13 protein-coding genes are annotated in these 16,819 nt (G+C 72.8%); 10 read left to right on the top strand and 3 right to left on the bottom strand.

The window, feature by feature from the left end; all coding sequences use genetic code 11:
• Window positions 1-136 precede the first annotated feature (136 nt).
• Together miaB and OG625_RS10175 are read left to right on the top strand one after the other, a co-directional pair.
• Complete coding sequence (gene miaB / locus OG625_RS10180; protein WP_329378533.1) at window positions 137-1,657, top strand: tRNA (N6-isopentenyl adenosine(37)-C2)-methylthiotransferase MiaB; 1,521 nt, start codon at window positions 137-139, stop codon at window positions 1,655-1,657.
• Window positions 1,658-1,846: 189 nt separating this feature from the next.
• Window positions 1,847-2,554 (top strand): class III extradiol dioxygenase subunit B-like domain-containing protein, encoded by a 708-nt coding sequence (locus OG625_RS10175; RefSeq protein ID WP_329378532.1) that lies wholly within the window; start codon window positions 1,847-1,849, stop codon window positions 2,552-2,554.
• 79 nt (window positions 2,555-2,633) lie between these two features.
• On the opposite strand, the gene OG625_RS10170 is transcribed toward OG625_RS10175, so the two are convergent.
• A complete protein-coding gene (locus OG625_RS10170) occupies window positions 2,634-2,882 on the bottom strand; it encodes an antitoxin (protein WP_329378531.1) in 249 nt (82 codons plus the stop codon).
• A gap of 23 nt (window positions 2,883-2,905) precedes the next feature.
• Window positions 2,906-3,094 (bottom strand): gliding motility protein, encoded by a 189-nt coding sequence (locus tag OG625_RS10165; RefSeq protein WP_329378530.1) that lies wholly within the window; start codon window positions 3,092-3,094, stop codon window positions 2,906-2,908.
• Between the two features lie 206 nt (window positions 3,095-3,300).
• Here OG625_RS10165 and miaA point away from each other — a divergent pair, with 206 nt between their 5' ends.
• The 6 genes from miaA (at window position 3,301) to hflX (ending at window position 11,404) form a co-directional block, all read left to right on the top strand.
• Window positions 3,301-4,239 carry a tRNA (adenosine(37)-N6)-dimethylallyltransferase MiaA gene (miaA, locus tag OG625_RS10160; RefSeq protein ID WP_329378528.1) on the top strand — a complete coding sequence of 313 codons (939 nt, stop codon included), beginning with the start codon at window positions 3,301-3,303 and terminating at the stop codon, window positions 4,237-4,239.
• 134 nt (window positions 4,240-4,373) lie between these two features.
• Entirely contained in the window at window positions 4,374-4,940 is a 567-nt protein-coding gene (locus OG625_RS10155; protein WP_329390547.1) for a hypothetical protein, read from the top strand.
• A 90-nt stretch (window positions 4,941-5,030) separates the two neighbouring features.
• Window positions 5,031-5,906, top strand: coding sequence for a diaminopimelate epimerase (gene dapF / locus OG625_RS10150; RefSeq protein WP_329378527.1), 876 nt, complete (start codon window positions 5,031-5,033; stop codon window positions 5,904-5,906).
• Between the two features lie 140 nt (window positions 5,907-6,046).
• On the top strand, window positions 6,047-8,125 hold the full coding sequence (locus OG625_RS10145; RefSeq protein WP_329378526.1) for a RelA/SpoT family protein: 2,079 nt from the start codon (window positions 6,047-6,049) through the stop codon (window positions 8,123-8,125).
• Between the two features lie 153 nt (window positions 8,126-8,278).
• Window positions 8,279-9,727 (top strand): M1 family metallopeptidase, encoded by a 1,449-nt coding sequence (locus OG625_RS10140; protein ID WP_329378519.1) that lies wholly within the window; start codon window positions 8,279-8,281, stop codon window positions 9,725-9,727.
• 162 nt (window positions 9,728-9,889) lie between these two features.
• Complete coding sequence (gene hflX / locus OG625_RS10135) at window positions 9,890-11,404, top strand: GTPase HflX (RefSeq protein WP_329378518.1); 1,515 nt, start codon at window positions 9,890-9,892, stop codon at window positions 11,402-11,404.
• A gap of 90 nt (window positions 11,405-11,494) precedes the next feature.
• Here hflX and OG625_RS10130 read toward each other — a convergent pair whose 3' ends face one another.
• Window positions 11,495-12,664: a trypsin-like serine peptidase gene (locus OG625_RS10130; protein WP_329378517.1), complete on the bottom strand. Its 1,170-nt coding sequence runs from the start codon at window positions 12,662-12,664 to the stop codon at window positions 11,495-11,497.
• 201 nt (window positions 12,665-12,865) lie between these two features.
• Here OG625_RS10130 and OG625_RS10125 point away from each other — a divergent pair, with 201 nt between their 5' ends.
• The gene (locus tag OG625_RS10125) at window positions 12,866-14,341 is read left to right on the top strand and encodes a diaminobutyrate--2-oxoglutarate transaminase family protein (protein WP_329378516.1); all 1,476 of its coding nucleotides are present in this window, start codon (window positions 12,866-12,868) and stop codon (window positions 14,339-14,341) included.
• Window positions 14,342-14,938: 597 nt separating this feature from the next.
• On the top strand, window positions 14,939-16,819 hold the full coding sequence (locus OG625_RS10120) for an IucA/IucC family protein (RefSeq protein WP_329390545.1): 1,881 nt from the start codon (window positions 14,939-14,941) through the stop codon (window positions 16,817-16,819).

Raw genomic sequence — 16,819 nt, 5'->3', positions numbered from 1 at the left:
ATCCTCCCACCCACCCCCCTTCCTGTCACGCCCCACCCCGCCGCCACCGCACCCCCACCACACCCCGAGCCCCCGGCTCCGGCCTCCTGCAGAACGCGGGACCGGAGGGCTCCCGGGTACCGCCTACCCTTGTCGTATGACCAGCAGCGACCGGAGCCAGGCAGTGGACGAGAAGCGAAGCTACGAGGTGCGCACCTACGGGTGCCAGATGAACGTGCACGACTCGGAGCGGCTCTCCGGTCTGCTGGAGGACGCCGGCTACGTCCGGGCGCCCGAGGGCTCCGACGGCGACGCCGACGTCGTCGTCTTCAACACCTGCGCGGTCCGCGAGAACGCCGACAACAAGCTGTACGGCAACCTCGGCCGGCTGGCCCCGATGAAGACGAAGCGCCCCGGCATGCAGATCGCCGTCGGCGGCTGCCTCGCCCAGAAGGACCGCGACACGATCGTCAAGAGGGCCCCCTGGGTCGACGTCGTCTTCGGTACGCACAACATCGGCAAGCTCCCCGTGCTGCTGGAGCGCGCCCGCATCCAGGAAGAGGCGCAGGTCGAGATCGCCGAGTCGCTGGAGGCGTTCCCCTCCACGCTCCCGACCCGCCGCGAGTCCGCCTACGCCGCGTGGGTCTCGATCTCCGTCGGCTGCAACAACACCTGCACCTTCTGCATCGTCCCGGCGCTGCGCGGCAAGGAGGAGGACCGCCGTCCCGGCGACATCCTCGCCGAGGTGGAGGCCCTGGTCGCCGAGGGCGTCTCCGAGATCACCCTGCTCGGCCAGAACGTGAACGCGTACGGCTCCGACCTCGGCGACCGCGAGGCCTTCAGCAAGCTGCTGCGCGCCTGCGGCCAGATCGAGGGCCTGGAGCGGGTCCGCTTCACCTCGCCGCACCCCCGCGACTTCACGGACGACGTGATCGCGGCGATGGCGGAGACCCCGAACGTGATGCCGCAGCTGCACATGCCGATGCAGTCCGGTTCGGACCCGATCCTCAAGGCGATGCGCCGCTCGTACCGGCAGGAGCGTTTCCTCGGGATCATCGAGAAGGTCCGCGCCGCGATCCCGCACGCCGCGATCTCCACCGACATCATCGTGGGCTTCCCCGGCGAGACGGAGGAGGACTTCCAGCAGACGATGCACGCGGTGCGCGAGGCCCGCTTCGCGAACGCCTTCACCTTCCAGTACTCCAAGCGGCCCGGCACCCCCGCCGCCGACATGGACGGGCAGATCCCCAAGGAGGTCGTTCAGGACCGCTACATGCGCCTGGTCGCCCTCCAGGAGGAGATCTCCTGGGAGGAGAACAAGAAGCAGGTCGGCCGCACGCTGGAGGTCATGGTCGCGGAGGGCGAGGGCCGCAAGGACGGGGCCACACACCGCCTGTCCGGCCGCGCCCCCGACAACCGCCTGGTGCACTTCACGAAGCCGGACGCGGAGGTCCGACCGGGTGACGTGGTCACCGTGGACATCACCTACGCGGCCCCGCACCACCTCCTGGCCGAGGGCCCGACGCTGAGCGTGCGGCGCACGCGCGCCGGCGACGCCTGGGAGAAGCGCAACGCCGCCCCGGCCCAACCGGCGGGCGTCATGCTCGGCATCCCGACGCTCGGCGTCCCGGCCCCCCTGCCCGTGGCCACTTCGGGCTGCGCGGCGCCGCAGAGCTGACGCAGGCCGTCAGGCGGGGCCGGGTTGCCTGGAGGGCAATTCCAGCCCCGCCGGCGTTTGAGGCGCGGGGTCTGGGGCGGAGCCCCAGGGCTTGAACCCGCACCGGGCCGTTCGGGGCGCGCCACCCCCAGCCGCACCGGCACCCCGGACCGGCACCGTCCGAGCCGCTCTGCGGTTAGGCTGCGGATCATGCTCGTAGCCGCTGCCGTCTGCCCCGCCCCACCGCTGCTCGTGCCGGAGGTCGCCGCGGGAGCCGCCGCCGAACTCGGCGACGCCCGTACCGCCTGCTCCGACGCGCTGGCGGTGCTCGCCGCGTCCCGGCCCGACCTGCTGGTCGTCGTAGGTCCCGCCGACGGGGACCACGGCGGGCCCTACCCCCAGGGCGCCCGCGGCAGCTTCCGCGGATTCGGGGTCGAGGCCGACGTACAGCTCGGGGAGGGTGACGAGGGGCCGCGCCTGCTGCCGGCCTCGCTCGCCGTCGGCGCCTGGCTGCTGCACCACGCGCGGTGGGGCGCCGCCCCCGTCGAGGGGCTCGGGGTCGCCGAGCCGCTGGACACCGCCCGGTGCCTCCGGGCCGGCCGGGAACTCGCGGCGCGGGACGAGCGGGTCGCGCTGCTCGTGATGGGTGACGGCAGCGCCAAACGGACCCTGAAGGCCCCCGGCTACCTCGACGGACGCGCCGCCGCCTTCGACGCGGCCGCCGCCCGCGCCCTCGCCGCCGCCGACGTGGCCGCCCTCGCCGCCCTCGACGCCGAACTCGCCACCGAACTCCAGGCCGCCGGCAGGGCCCCCTGGCAGGTCCTGGCCGGCGCCGCCGAGGGCGCCGGCCTCGACGGGCGGCTGCTGTACGAGGACGCGCCGTACGGCGTGGGGTACTTCGTCGCCGCCTGGTCCTGAAACCCGGTAGGCGCCGCACATACGAGGAAGGGGCGCGGGACCGGCAGTCGCCGGTGCCGCGCCCCTTTCCCGTACCGCGTCAGGAAGCCGTCGGCGGCGTCGGACCGCTGCCGGGGGTGTCCTTGTGCGCGATTTTGCCCAGGGCGTCCTTCGCCTTGCCCGTGCCGCTCGTGATCCGGCCGCTGTACTTGCCGTGGGTCTTGGAGTCCACGGCCTTGGCCATCTTGTCCAGACCTTCGGCGATCTTGCCCTCGTTCTTCTGGGCGAGGTCGCCGACCTTGTCCTTCGCCGGCCCGAGCTTGGCCTTCAGATTGTCCAGCAGGCCCATGGGTCACCTTCCGTTGGCGGTCGCTACGTACGGGCACCCTCGCCGGCTTCGCTGTCCACGGCCACCTCGGCCGACTGCTGCTTCGGGATCTCCACGGCTTCCGCCGCCGGAGCCGCCACGGCAGCCGTCGCCTCCTCAGCCGTCCCGGCCTCGGTCTCCTCGGCCGAACCGGACTCCGCCGTCGGGGACCCGGCGGCGACCTCCTCGGTCACGACCGCGTCCTTACGGCGAAAAAGCCGATCAAAAACGCCCATGTCTCCTCCTATAACGTTACTCGTGTGAGTGAAGTTCCGCCTTGGCCGCAGGGGCCTCCACCGGGCCGAACCTCGCCAGGGCAACGACCCCGCCCCCACCCCGTCACGTAGCTCGATCGGGTACATGTCAGTGTCTTGACCGGAAGGGCTGCGAGACTGGGGCGGTGAGGAAAGCAGCCCCCGCCCAGCGGGTCATCGCCGTCGTCGGTCCCACCGCGGCAGGAAAGTCCGACCTGGGCGTCGCCTTGGCCCGTCATTTCGACGGCGAAGTCGTCAACGCCGACTCCATGCAGCTGTACCGGGGGATGGACATCGGCACCGCCAAGCTGACGACCAAGGAGCGCGGCGGGGTCCCGCACCACCTCCTCGACATCTGGGACGTCACCGACACCGCCAACGTGGCCGAGTACCAGCGCCTGGCCCGCGCCGAGATCGACAAACTGCTCGCCGAGGGCCGTACCCCCGTCCTCGTCGGAGGCTCCGGCCTCTACGTCCGGGGCGCCCTGGACGTCATGGAGTTCCCCGGCACCGACCCCGAGGTCCGAGCCAGGCTGGAGGGCGAGCTCACCCTGCGCGGCTCCGGCGCCCTGCACGCGCGCCTCGCCGCCGCGGACCCGGCCGCCGGCGCGGCGATCCTGCCCAGCAACGGCCGCCGGATCGTGCGCGCGCTGGAGGTCATCGAGATCACCGGCCGCCCCTTCACGGCCAACCTGCCCGGCCACGAGTCCGTCTACGACACCGTCCAGATCGGCGTCGACGTGGCCCGGCCGGAGCTCGACGAGCGGATCGCGCTCCGGGTGGACCGGATGTGGGAGGCCGGGCTCGTCGACGAGGTGCGCGCACTGGAAGCCCGCGGCCTGCGCGACGGAATCACCGCCTCCAGGGCGCTCGGATACCAGCAGGTGCTCGCCGCGCTCGCCGGGGAATGCACCGAGGAAGAGGCCCGGGCCGAGACCGTTCGGGCGACCAAGCGCTTCGCCCGCCGCCAGGACTCCTGGTTCCGGCGCGACCCGCGTGTCCACTGGCTCAGCGGGGCCGTCGCCGACCGTGGGGAACTCACCGGACTCGCGCAGTCGTTGGTCGAACGAGCGGTCACAGCCTGATCACGTGATGGCATCGGGACGACCCGCGCGCCCGTACCGGGCCCGGGGGCGTGCCATCATCAAATTCACTGCGGGTGCGGTCACCCGCGGTGAACGGCGGCGTACTGGAATCCGAGTGGGGAGGGCGCGTGGCGATGGAGGCCGGCCCTCGTGACACCGGGCGGGACGACACCCGGCGGGAAGCGGACCCGACGCTTCTCGACCGGCCTGGCGGATCAGACGGCCCGCAGCGGCCCGACGGCCCGCAGCTGCCCGACGACTCGGACGGCCCCGATACCCTCGGGCTGCCCGTGGGTCCCCTGCGGCTGACCCCCGACGGCCCGGACACCCCCGACTCCGCGGAGGCCGAAGCCGCCGCCGGACCCGAGGTCGAGGTCGAGCTGCGCCCGCAGCGCCGCCTGCGCGTGTGGCAGATCGCCCCGATCGTGATGCTGGCCACCGCCGGTTCGCTCATGTTCGCCTTCCCGCTCGCCTTCGAGTTCGGCGACGGCGGAGCCGTGGTCGCGATGCTCGGCTTCCTCATCAGCTGCTGCGCCGGCGGCTGGGGCATGATGGCCGCCCGCCGCGTGGGCTACACCTGGCCCGGACTCCCGGCCCGGGGGAGCGGCCGCCGCCCCGACTGGCGGATGGCCGCGCTGTACGCGGCGGTCGCGCTGGCCGTCGTAGCGCTCGCCGTGTACCGGGTGGCGCGGCTCCGCTAGGCGTCTCTTCCGGATCTTGCCCGACCCGCGCCGCTGACCGCCCATCGGACGGCTCCGCGCCGCTGACCAGGGGGTCGGTACGATGGGCCGGTGACGCAGACCACCCTCTCCTTCCTCAAGGGCCACGGCACCGAGAACGACTTCGTGATCGTCCCGGACCCGGACAACGCCATCGAGCTGCCGGCCTCCGCCGTCGCGAAGCTGTGCGACCGGCGGGCCGGGATCGGCGCGGACGGCGTCCTGCACGTCGTCCGGTCCGCCGCGCACCCCGAGGCGGCCCACCTGGCCGACGAGGCGGAGTGGTTCATGGACTACCGCAACAGCGACGGCTCCGTCGCCGAGATGTGTGGCAACGGCGTACGCGTCTTCGCCCGCTACCTCCAGTACGCCGGCCACGTGGAGCCCGGCGACCTCGCCGTCGCCACCCGCGGGGGCGTCAAGCGCGTACACCTCGACAAGGCGGGCGACGTCACGGTCTCCATGGGCCGCGCCGAACTCCCCGAGGGCGAGGTCACCGTCGGCGTCGGCTCGCGGAGCTGGCCCGCGCGGAACGTGAACATGGGGAACCCGCACGCCGTGGCTTTCGTTGAAAGCCTCGACGACGCCGGGAAGCTGTACGACGCCCCCGACTTCAGCCCGGCGTCCGCCTACCCGACGGGTGTCAACGTCGAGTTCGTCGTCGACCGCGGCCCCCGGCACGTCGCCATGCGCGTCCACGAGCGCGGCTCCGGCGAGACCCGCTCCTGCGGCACCGGCGCCTGCGCCGTCGCCGTCGCCACCATCCGCCGCGACGGCGCGGACCCGGCCGCCACCGGCGAATCGGTCACGTACACCGTCGACCTCCCCGGCGGCACGCTCGTCATCACGGAACACCCCGACGGCCGGATCGACATGACCGGACCGGCCGTGATCGTGGCTGCGGGCGAGTTCGACGCGGCCTGGCTCACCGAAACGGCTTTCGGCTGAAGCTTCCCTCTAATGGGTGATCCGTTTCACGCTCAGCGAGAGGTGGACTGCGCCACGTGGTGGGGTCGGTAACATCAGGCACCGGCCCTGAGGGCTCACCCCATGCCCGCCACCGCCGGTCGAAGCCGCCGGAGGTGCCCATGAGTGCAGAGGCCACGAACCCCGAAGCACACCCCGAAGTGCGCCCTGAGCTCCGCAGACGTGGCCGGACCAGGCTGGATCTGCGCCGGCTCGGCCGCGCGGCCCTGCTCGGGCCGACGTCTCGCGACCGACTTCCGGACGCCATCGGGCATGTCGCGGAAGCACACCGCGCCCACCATCCGGACGCCGACCTGTCCGTTTTGCGGCGCGCCTATCTGCTCGCGGAGACCTCGCACCGCGGTCAGATGCGAAAAAGTGGTGAGCCGTACATCACACACCCGCTCGCCGTCACCCTGATCCTCGCCGAACTCGGCGCCGAGACCACCACCCTGACGGCCTCTCTCCTCCACGACACCGTCGAGGACACCGACGTGACCCTCGATCAGGTCCGCGAGGAGTTCGGCGACGAGGTCTGCTTCATCGTCGACGGCGTCACCAAGGTCGAGAAGATCGACTACGGCGCCGCCGCCGAACCCGAGACCTTCCGCAAGATGCTCGTCGCCACCGGCAACGACGTCCGCGTGATGTCCATCAAACTCGCCGACCGGCTCCACAACATGCGCACCCTCGGCGTGATGCGCCCCGAGAAACAGGCCCGCATCGCCAAGGTCACCCGCGACGTCCTCATCCCGCTCGCCGAACGGCTCGGCGTCCAGGCCCTCAAGACCGAGCTGGAAGACCTCGTCTTCGCGATCCTGCACCCCGAGGAGTACGAGCACACCCGCGCGCTCATCGCCGCCCACGCGGGCGAGAACGACCCGCTGCCCGCCATCGCCGACTCCGTACGGACCGTGCTGCGCGAGGCCGGCATCGCCGCCGAGGTACAGGTCCGCCCCCGGCACTTCGTCTCCGTGCACCGCGTCGCCCTCAAACGCGGCGAGCTGCGCGGCTCCGACTTCGGCCGCGTCCTCGTCCTCGTCGGCGAGAACGCCGACTGCTACGCCGTGCTGGGGGAGCTGCACACCTGCTTCACCCCGGTCGTCTCGGAGTTCAAGGACTTCATCGCCGCCCCCAAGTTCAACCTCTACCAGTCGCTGCACACCGCAGTCGCCACCCCCGAGGGCTACGTCGCCGAGGTCATCGTGCGGACCCGGCAGATGCACCGCGTCGCGGAGGCGGGCGTCGTGGCCCTCGGCAACCCCTACGTCACCGCCTCGGCGGACGCCGCCGAATGCGACGAGGAACGGGTGGACCCGACCCGCCCCGGCTGGCTGTCCCGGCTGCTCGACTGGCAGCAGTCCGCGCCCGACCCCGACACCTTCTGGAGCGTCCTCCGCGCGGAGCTGGCCCAGGACAGGGAGATCACCGTCTTCCGCGCGGACGGGGGCACGCTGGGCCTGCCGGCCGGGGCCAGCTGTATCGACGCCGCCTACGCGCAGCACGGCGAGGCGGCCCACGGCTGTATCGGCGCCCGGGTCAACGGGCGCCTCACCTCCCTCTCCTCCGCACTCTCCGACGGCGACACCGTGCAGCTGCTGCTCGCGCAGGACGCCTCCTCGGGACCGGCCGCCGAATGGCTGGACCATGCGAAGACCCCGGCCGCCCGCATCGCCATCAGCAGCTGGCTCGAAGCCCACCCCGACCGGGCCCTCTCCACCACCTCCGCCGCGCGGGCACCCCTCTCGGTCGTCGGCGCCCGCGGCGGCGGCGCCAACGCCGTCGCCGACCTGCCGGACGCCCCCGTACGGCTCGCCGGGTGCTGCACCCCGGTGCCGCCGGACGCGGTCGCCGGGTTTGTCGTCCGCGGCGGGGCCGTCACCGTGCACCGCATCCACTGCGCGGCGGTGGCGCAGATGCGGGCCGTGGGGCGGACCTCGGTGGCCGTGCACTGGCGGGCCACCGCCGATTGCCGGGTCACCCTGCTCGCTGAATCGTTCGGCCGCCCCCACCTGCTGGCCGACCTCACCGAGGCCATCGCCCGGGAGGGCGTCGAGGTCGTCTCCGCGACCGTGGAACCCCCGGTCGAACAGCGGGTCCGGCACAGCTACACCCTCCAGCTGCCCGACGCGGCCGGGCTGCCCGCCCTGATGCGGGCGATGCGCGACGTCCCGGGCGTCTACGACGTCAGCCGGGTGTAGCCGGGCCTCAGCCGGGCGTAGCCGCGCCCAGCTCCGCCGGCCGCTGCCAGGGGCCCCTGACGTGTCAGCGGGCGGCCCCCGGAAGGTCCCGTTCGGGTGGTCCCGTCGCGCGCCGTGCGCGGCCGTGCGGCGGGCGCTGGTAAGCGGTGGTGGATGCAGCTCACCTCCCCCCGCCTGCGCGCCGCCCTGCTCGCCGCGGCCTCCCTCACCCTCGTCGCCGCCGTCCTGCCCGCGCCGACGCCGCTGGGCATCGGCGACCGGCTGTTCCCGGAGCTCGGGAACCCCGGGTACGACGTGCTCTCGTACGACCTGTCCTTCACGTACAAGGACAACAAGAGCCCCCTCGACGCGGTCACCGTCATCGAAGCCCGCGCCCTGCGGCCGATGGAGCTGATCAACCTCGACTTCACCCACGGCAAGGTGTCGTCCGTCGAGGTCAACGGGGAGCCGGCCCGGTTCGAGACCGCGGGCGAGGACCTCGTACTGACCCCCGCACGCCCCATCGCGCGCAACGTGCCGCTGCACATCACCGTCCGGCACACCAGCGACCCGCGCGGCCGGGGGGACGGCGGCTGGGTGCCCACCGAGGACGGCCTGGCCATGGCCAACCAGGCGGACGCCGCCCACCGGGTCTTCCCCTGCAACGACCACCCCGCCGACAAGGCGTACTTCACCTTCCGGATCACCGCCCCGGCCGGGCTCACGGCCGTGGCCAACGGGGTGCCCGGCGCCCTGCCCGCCCCCCGCGCGGCCGGCGGGACGACCTGGACGTACCGGACCCTGCACCCCATGGCCACCGAGCTGGCCCAGGTCTCCGTCGGCAAGTCCGCCGTCGTCCACGGCACCGGCCCGCACGGGCTGCCGCTGCGCGACGTGGTGCCCGCGGCGGACCGGGAGCGGCTGGCCCCCTGGCTGAAGAAGACCGCCGGCCAGGTCGCGTGGATGGAGGAGCGCGTCGGCCGCTACCCCTTCGAGAACTACGGGATCCTGATCGCACGGGCGAACACCGGCTTCGAGCTGGAGACCCAGACCCTCTCGCTCTTCGAACACAGCCTCTTCTCCGGAGAGGGCTACCCCGAGTGGTACGTGGAATCAGTGATGGTGCACGAGCTCGCCCACCAGTGGTTCGGCGACAGCGTCAGCCCGCGGACCTGGTCCGACCTGTGGCTCAACGAGGGCCACGCCACCTGGTACGAGGCCCTGTACGCCGACGGCCTCGGCAAGTACTCCCTGGAGCGGCGCATGCGCGAGGCGTACCAGCGCTCCGACCAGTGGCGGGCCGCGGGCGGTCCCCCGGCCGCCCCGAAGGCAGCCGCCCCCGGGGAGAAGATCGGGCTGTTCCGGCCGGTGGTCTACGACGGGTCCGCGCTGATCCTCTACGCGCTGCGCCAGGAGATCGGCACCGCGGCCTTCGACCGGATCCAACGGCGCTGGGTGACCGAGCACCGGGACTCCGTCGCGGGCACCGAGGACTTCGTACGCCTGGCCTCGCAGGAGGCGGGCCGGGACCTGAAGGCCTTCCTGGAGCCGTGGCTGTACGGGAAGACGACCCCGGCGATGCCGGGACACCCGGAATGGAGCGGGGCCGCGCCCGTCGAATAAAGGGTGTGACCGGTGAGGAACGGGCATGTCACCATCGATGGAGTCACTGCGGCGGGGCCCCTTCGGGGAATCCCCGGGCGGTGTGACACGTTGGACGTGACAGTTCCACGTTGGACCTGACGGCTGACGTGACCGTGCTATTCGAATCGACGTAAGGATCCAATGACCTCCTCTTCTTCCCCTTCCCAGGACGCGCGGGACGCACAGGACGCTCAGGACGTGCGCGACTCGCAGAGCTTCACCGAGAGCCTTCGGGCCGATGCCCTGATGGAAGAGGACGTCGCCTGGAGCCACGAGATCGACGGAGACCGGGACGGCGAGCAGTTCGAACGCTCCGAGCGCGCGGCTCTGCGCCGCGTGGCCGGCCTCTCCACCGAGCTCGAAGACGTCACCGAGGTCGAGTACCGACAGCTGCGCCTGGAGCGCGTCGTACTCGTCGGTGTCTGGACCTCCGGCACGGTGAACGACGCGGAGAACTCCCTAGCGGAGCTCGCGGCGCTCGCCGAGACGGCAGGTGCTCTCGTCCTCGACGGCGTGATCCAGCGCCGCGACAAGCCGGACCCGGCCACCTTCATCGGCTCGGGCAAGGCGCGCGAGCTGCGTGACATCGTCATGGAGAGCGGAGCCGACACCGTCGTCTGCGACGGCGAGCTCAGCCCCGGTCAGCTCATCGCGCTCGAAGACGTCGTCAAGGTGAAGGTGGTCGACCGGACCGCCCTCATCCTCGACATCTTCGCCCAGCACGCCAAGTCCCGAGAGGGCAAGGCGCAGGTCGCGCTCGCGCAGATGCAGTACATGCTGCCGCGACTGCGCGGCTGGGGTGCCTCGCTGTCCCGCCAGATGGGTGGCGGCGGTGGTGGCGGCATGGCGACCCGCGGTCCCGGTGAGACCAAGATCGAGACCGACCGGCGCCGGATCCGCGAGAAGATGGCGAAGATGCGCCGGGAGATCGCGGACATGAAGACCGGCCGCGACATCAAGCGGCAGGAACGGCGTCGCAACAAGGTGCCCTCGGTCGCCATCGCCGGCTACACCAACGCCGGGAAGTCCTCGCTCCTCAACCGCCTCACGGGCGCGGGTGTACTGGTGGAGAACGCGCTGTTCGCCACCCTCGACCCGACCGTGCGCCGGGCCGAGACGCCGAGCGGCCGGATCTACACCCTGGCCGACACGGTCGGCTTCGTCCGGCACCTGCCCCACCACCTCGTCGAGGCGTTCCGCTCCACGATGGAGGAGGTCGGCGACGCCGATCTCATCCTGCACATCGTGGACGGCTCGCACCCGACGCCGGAAGAGCAGCTGGCGGCCGTGCGCGAGGTGATCCGCGAGGTCGGCGCGGTCAACGTGCCCGAGATCGTGGTGATCAACAAGGCGGACGCGGCGGACCCGCTCGTCCTGCAGCGGCTGCTGCGGATCGAGCGGCACTCCATCGCCGTCTCGGCGCGGACGGGCCTGGGCATCGAGGAACTGCTCGCGCTCATCGACACCGAGCTGCCCCGGCCCGAGGTCGAGGTGGAGGCCCTGGTGCCCTACACGCTCGGCTCGCTGGTGGCCAAGGCGCACGCCGAGGGCGAGGTGATCTCCGAGGAGCACACCGCGGAGGGCACCCTGCTCAAGGCGCGGGTCCACCAGGAACTGGCGGCGGACCTGGCTCCGTACGCGCTCGCGAAGCGCTGAGCTGAGCTGAGCCGGAATCGGCTCGGCTGAGCCGACCGAACGGCTGAGGGCCCCCGCGGTGAGCGGGGGCCCTCAGCCGTTTCCACAGGACTACTTGAACTTGGCGCTCACGGCGTCGAAGATGCCCTTCGCCTCCGGGCCCAGACGGGGTCCGGCCAGCCAGCCCGCCTTGGCCGGGCCGATCGAGGTGTTCGACACCAGCGCCGGCTTGCCGTCGGCACCCGCCGCGACCCAGCCGCCGCCGGAGGAACCGCCGGTCATGGTGCAGCCGATGCGGTACATCACCGGGTCCGTCGAGTTCAGCGACAGCCGCCCCGGCTTGTCAGCGCACTGGTAGGCCTTCTGGCCGTCGAAGGGGGCCGCAGCCGGGTAGCCGGTCGCGGTGATGTTCGCGACCTTCGGCACCGCCGGAGCGTTGAACTCCACCGGAAGCGCCGAACCGACCGTCTCCTCGAGCGACTTGCCGCTGCCCTGCTCGGGGGTCACGTGCAGCACCGCGAAGTCGAACGGGGCACCCGCACCGCCGGTCGGACCGCCGGTCGCGATCCACTGGTCGGAGGTCTGCGCCCAGTCGCTCCACCACACGCCGTACGGAGCCACCTGCTCCCGGGGCGCGCCCTTGAGCTGCGCGGCCGGCTTGCCCGCGTTGTTGTAGGACGGGACGAACGCGATGTTGCGGTACCAGCCACCGGACTTGCCCGCGTGCACGCAGTGGCCGGCCGTCCACACCATGTTGGACTTGCCGGGGTGCGCCGGGTCCTTGATCACGGTCGCCGAGCAGACCATCGAACCCTCGGGCCCGTCGAAGAAGACCTTGCCGGAAGCCGGAACGCTCTGGTGGTAGGGCGGGGTCGCCGGCTTGGCGGCCACCGGCGCCGGGGTCGGGTCGGTGACGCCCTGGTCCTTGCCCGCGTCCGGGTCCACGGAGGGCGGCTTCGGCTGCTCGGCATCACGCATGCGGTCGGGGTCCCACAGGCCCTCGATGATCGGGTTGATGTAGTCGCCCGCCTCGCGGAGCCAGTCCTCCTTCTTCCAGTTCTTCCACTCGCCCCCCTTCCACTTCTCCAGGTCGATGCCGTGCTCCTTGAGCTTGTCCTTGAGCTGGTCCGGGATCTTGATCCCGCCCGTGCCCGGACTGCTCTGTGCCACGGTCGGCTTGGCGTCGCCGCCGGCCTGATCGTCGCCGGGGCCGCAGGCCGCGGCGGTCAGCGCGAGCGCGGCCGCGCACAGCAGCGCGGTGACCGGTCGGTTCGGTCGCATGTCGTTCGTCCCCCTGGTGGATTCGAGGCGTCGAGTGCAGCAACCCACTATGCCGCCGACGTTGGGGACGGCACAGCCCGGGGCCGTGGTTCCTGACTCGCCGGGGTGTCTCGCCCCTCGAAGGGCAAGGATCTTGGGCCCACCCGTGATCCGCCGCCGTCACCGTCGTTGGTACGTACGGGGGATGGGGGAGCAGCGTTGATGTTCGAGGCGCAATCCGGAAGAGCAATCAGTGTGGGAGGTCCGACACTCGTGGCTTTGACCGAGCCGGCGGTGGACGCGTCGGCGTCCGCGTCCGTCGCTTCCGCGTCCGTGTCCGTGTCCGTGGACGCGTCATCCGTGGCACAGGTGCCGCCCCAGGGCAGTCGGCCACGGCGGACCCCCGGCGCCGCCGACGGCATCCTGCGCAGGCAGGCCCAACGGGAGTCCGCCGCACGGACGTACGCGCGCTCCCTGCCCATCGTCCCGGTGCGCGCCCGCGGCCTGACCATCGAGGGCGCCGACGGACGGCGCTACCTCGACTGCCTCTCCGGTGCCGGCACCCTCGCCCTCGGGCACAACCACCCCGTGGTGTTGGAAGCCATCCGGGGCATCCTCGACTCCGGGGCTCCGCTACACGTGCTGGACCTCGCGACCCCGGTCAAGGACGCGTTCACCACCGAGCTCTTCGCCAATCTGCCGCCCGCCCTGGCCGCCGACGCCCGGATCCAGTTCTGCGGACCGGCCGGCACGGACGCGGTGGAGGCGGCCCTCAAACTGGTCCGCACCGCGACGGGGCGTTCCGGGCTGCTCGCCTTCACGGGTGCCTACCACGGGATGACCGCCGGAGCCCTGGACGCCTCGGGCGGAGCCGCGGACGTACGGGTGACCCGGCTCCCGTACCCGCAGGACTTCCGCTGCCCGTTCGGCGTCGGCGGTGTCGAGGGTGCCGAACTCGGCGCCCGCTGGACGGAGAACCTCCTGGACGACCCCAAGGGCGGGGTCCCCGCACCCGCCGGGATGATCATCGAACCCGTCCAGGGTGAGGGCGGGGTCCTCCCGGCCCCCGACGCCTGGTTGCGCCGGATGCGCGAGATCACCCAGGCGCGGGGGATCCCACTGATCGCGGACGAGGTGCAGACGGGGGTCGGTCGGACCGGCGCCTTCTGGGGGGTGGACCACGCCGGGGTGGTGCCCGACGTACTCGTCCTGTCCAAGGCGATCGGCGGCAGCCTGCCGCTCGCGGTGATCGTGTACCGGGCGAGCCTGGACGTCTGGGCTCCCGGCGCGCACGCCGGCACCTTTCGGGGCAACCAGCTGGCCATGGCGGCCGGCACCGCCACCCTCGCCTACGTCCGCGAGCACCGTCTCGCCGAGCGCGCCGCCGCCCTGGGCGAGCGGATGCTCACGGCCCTGCGCGGCCTCGCCTCCGCTCACCCCTGCATCGGGGACGTACGGGGCCGCGGCCTGATGATCGGCGTCGAACTCGTCGACCCCGACACCGGAGCCTGCGCCCCCGCCCTCGCCGCGGCCGTCCGCCAGGAGTGCCTGGACCGCGGGCTGATCGTCGAACTCGGCGGCCGCCACTCCGCTGTCGTCCGCCTGCTACCCCCGCTGACCCTGACCGACGAGCAGGCCGCGGCGGTCCTCGACCGCCTGGCCGACGCCATCCCGGCAGCCGCCCGCCAGCCCCACTGACCCGTACCCCGAGGACCCGCGATGCCCGACGCGCACCATGCCACCCCGACTCCCGGCCCCGGCGGCGACGAGAGCCGGCTCCTGCCCCCAACGCCCGCCACACCAACACCCACGGCGCAGCACCATCCCTCCGCCCCCACGGGGCAGCCGCCGTCACCGCAGACCCCCGGCCCCGGCCCTTGGGAGACCGCGCCGCCTCATGCCCGGCCAGTCGAGCCCGCGCCGCCGCGGACCGCAATCACGGAGAGCGCGCAGCCCCCGGCCCAGCCGGCGGAGCAAGCGCGGCCGGGGACCGCCCCGGGTGAAACGGCGCCGACACTGGCCCGGTCGGCGCAGCCGGGATCGCCGTGGACCGCCCCCACGGAGAGCGTGCAGCCGGGGCAAGCCGCGCAGCCGTCGGCCCGACCAGCGGAACCCGCGCAGCCGTCGGCTCCGGCGAACGAGCCCGCCAACCCGTGGGCCACACCCCCTGAGCCGGCCCAGCCCGAGATCGCACCCCCCGGGTTCGCCACCCCGTGGGGTAACCCCCCCGAGGCCGCCCAACCCTGGGCCACGCCCGCCGAGTCCGCGGCCGGGGCCGACGGGTCGTACGCGACCATCGGCGACCCGCACCGACGGGCACCGGCGGCGGAGGTCCCCGCGGCGACCACAGTGCCGCGGCAGAAGGACGGCACGGCCCCGCCCCGCACGAGCCGGAGCGACTTCACCCGGTCGGAGCCGGCCGGGCCGCCCGAGCTCCTGGACCACCCGGACCCGGCGGTCGCCGCCGAGGCCGCGGCCGTCGAGAACCTGCTCCGCTGCTGGGTTCGCGAAGCCGGACTCCGCCGGCCCGACGGTCCGACGGGGACCCGGTTGCGCATCCCCCTGCCCGCTTCCGGCGCGGCCCTGCTCGTCGCCGTCCGCTACTGGTCCCCGGCGGGCTGGCACCGCTTCGGCCCGGCGCGACTGGAAGCCGCGCCCACCACCGCGCCCGCGCTGGACGCCGTAACCCTTGCGGCCCTCCTCGCCCGCGAAGGCAACCGCACCCCCGCCGACAGCGACCGCAGTTCCGCCGACCTCGTGGCCCGCGTGGCCGACTCGGTCCGCCGCACCGCCGAGTTCATCGCGGACCGGCGCGAACGCCCCACCGCCCCGGCCCCCGTGGGCGGGGACCGCTTCCTCACCGCCGAGCAGTCCCTCCTCCTCGGCCACCCCCTCCAGCCGGACCCGAAGAGCCGCGAAGGGCTCTCCGAGACCGAAGTGCGCCGCTACTCACCCGAACTGCACGGCTCCTTCCCCCTGCACTGGTTCGCCGTCGAACCCTCCGCCCTCGCCACGGAATCGGCCTGGACCGAACGAGGCCGCCCCGTCTCCACCGCCCAGCTCCTCGGCCGGCTCGCCCCCGGCCTTCCGGTGCCCGATGGTGCCACCCCCTTGCCCCTTCACCCCTGGCAGGCCCGCGACCTGCTCCAGCGCCCCGCCGTCGCCGCCCTCCTCGACGCGGGACTCCTGCACAACCTGGGCCCCCACGGCGACTCCTGGTACCCCACCTCCTCCGTACGAACCGTCCACCGCCCCGGCGCCCCCGCGATGCTCAAGCTCTCCCTGGGCCTTCGCATCACCAACTCCCGCCGCGAGAACCTCCGCAAGGAACTCCACCGCGGCGTCGAGGTGCACCGGCTGCTCCGCACCGGCCTTGCCGAGCAGTGGCAGACAGGCCACCCCGGCTTCGACATCGTCCGCGACCCGGCCTGGGTCGCCGTCGACGCCCCGGACGGCACCCCCGTCCCCGGACTCGACGCCCTGCTCCGCCACAACCCCTTCCGCTCCTCCGACGACGCCGTCTGCGTCGCCGCTCTGACCGCTCCCCGCCCGTGGCCCGGCCGGACCACCTTCAGCTCCCGGCTCGCCGAGACCGTCGCACGCCTCGCCGCCACCACCGGACGTCCCACCTCGGCCGTCGCCGCCGAGTGGTTCCTGCGCTACCTCGACCACGTGGTCCTGCCGGTGCTCGCCTTCGACGCGCTCGCCGGCATCGCCCTCGAAGCCCACCAGCAGAACACCCTGGTACTCCTCGACCCGGCCGGCTGGCCGGTCGGCGGCCGATTCCGCGACAACCAGGGCTACTACTTCCGCGCATCCCGCCGCACGGAACTGGAGCAGCGGCTCCCCGGGATCGGCAGCGCCAGCGACACCTTCGTCTCCGACGCCGTCACCGACGAACGCTTCGCCTACTACCTCGGCATCAACAACGTGCTCGGCCTCATCGGCGCCTTCGGTTCCCAACGGCTCGCCGACGAGCGCGTACTGCTCGCCGCCTTCCGCCGGTTCCTCGGCAAGGCCGCCCACCTCGGCCCGCTCCCTGCGCGGCTGCTCGACTCACCCACCCTGCGCTGCAAGGCCAACCTGCTCACCCGCCTGGGCGGCCTCGACGAGCTGGTCGGCCCCGTCGACACCCAGTCCGTCTACGTCACCATCGCCAACCCCCTTCACGATTGA

Origin of the sequence: Streptomyces sp. NBC_01351, assembly GCF_036237315.1 — a bacterium.
Classification (GTDB): domain Bacteria; phylum Actinomycetota; class Actinomycetes; order Streptomycetales; family Streptomycetaceae; genus Streptomyces.
Note: the sequence above shows the minus strand (reverse complement) of the source record. Positions and strands in the feature narration are given on the sequence as shown.

What these genes read in the sequence shown, in the direction of transcription:
- miaB (WP_329378533.1), top strand. Translation starts at nt 137, where the DNA reads ATGACCAGCAGCGACCGGAGCCAGGCAGTGGACGAGAAGCGAAGCTAC.
- OG625_RS10175 (WP_329378532.1), top strand. Translation starts at nt 1,847, where the DNA reads ATGCTCGTAGCCGCTGCCGTCTGCCCCGCCCCACCGCTGCTCGTGCCG.
- OG625_RS10170 (WP_329378531.1), bottom strand. Translation starts at nt 2,882, where the DNA reads ATGGGCCTGCTGGACAATCTGAAGGCCAAGCTCGGGCCGGCGAAGGAC.
- OG625_RS10155 (WP_329390547.1), top strand. Translation starts at nt 4,374, where the DNA reads ATGGAGGCCGGCCCTCGTGACACCGGGCGGGACGACACCCGGCGGGAA.
- OG625_RS10145 (WP_329378526.1), top strand. Translation starts at nt 6,047, where the DNA reads ATGAGTGCAGAGGCCACGAACCCCGAAGCACACCCCGAAGTGCGCCCT.
- OG625_RS10140 (WP_329378519.1), top strand. Translation starts at nt 8,279, where the DNA reads ATGCAGCTCACCTCCCCCCGCCTGCGCGCCGCCCTGCTCGCCGCGGCC.
- hflX (WP_329378518.1), top strand. Translation starts at nt 9,890, where the DNA reads ATGACCTCCTCTTCTTCCCCTTCCCAGGACGCGCGGGACGCACAGGAC.
- OG625_RS10130 (WP_329378517.1), bottom strand. Translation starts at nt 12,664, where the DNA reads ATGCGACCGAACCGACCGGTCACCGCGCTGCTGTGCGCGGCCGCGCTC.
- OG625_RS10125 (WP_329378516.1), top strand. Translation starts at nt 12,866, where the DNA reads ATGTTCGAGGCGCAATCCGGAAGAGCAATCAGTGTGGGAGGTCCGACA.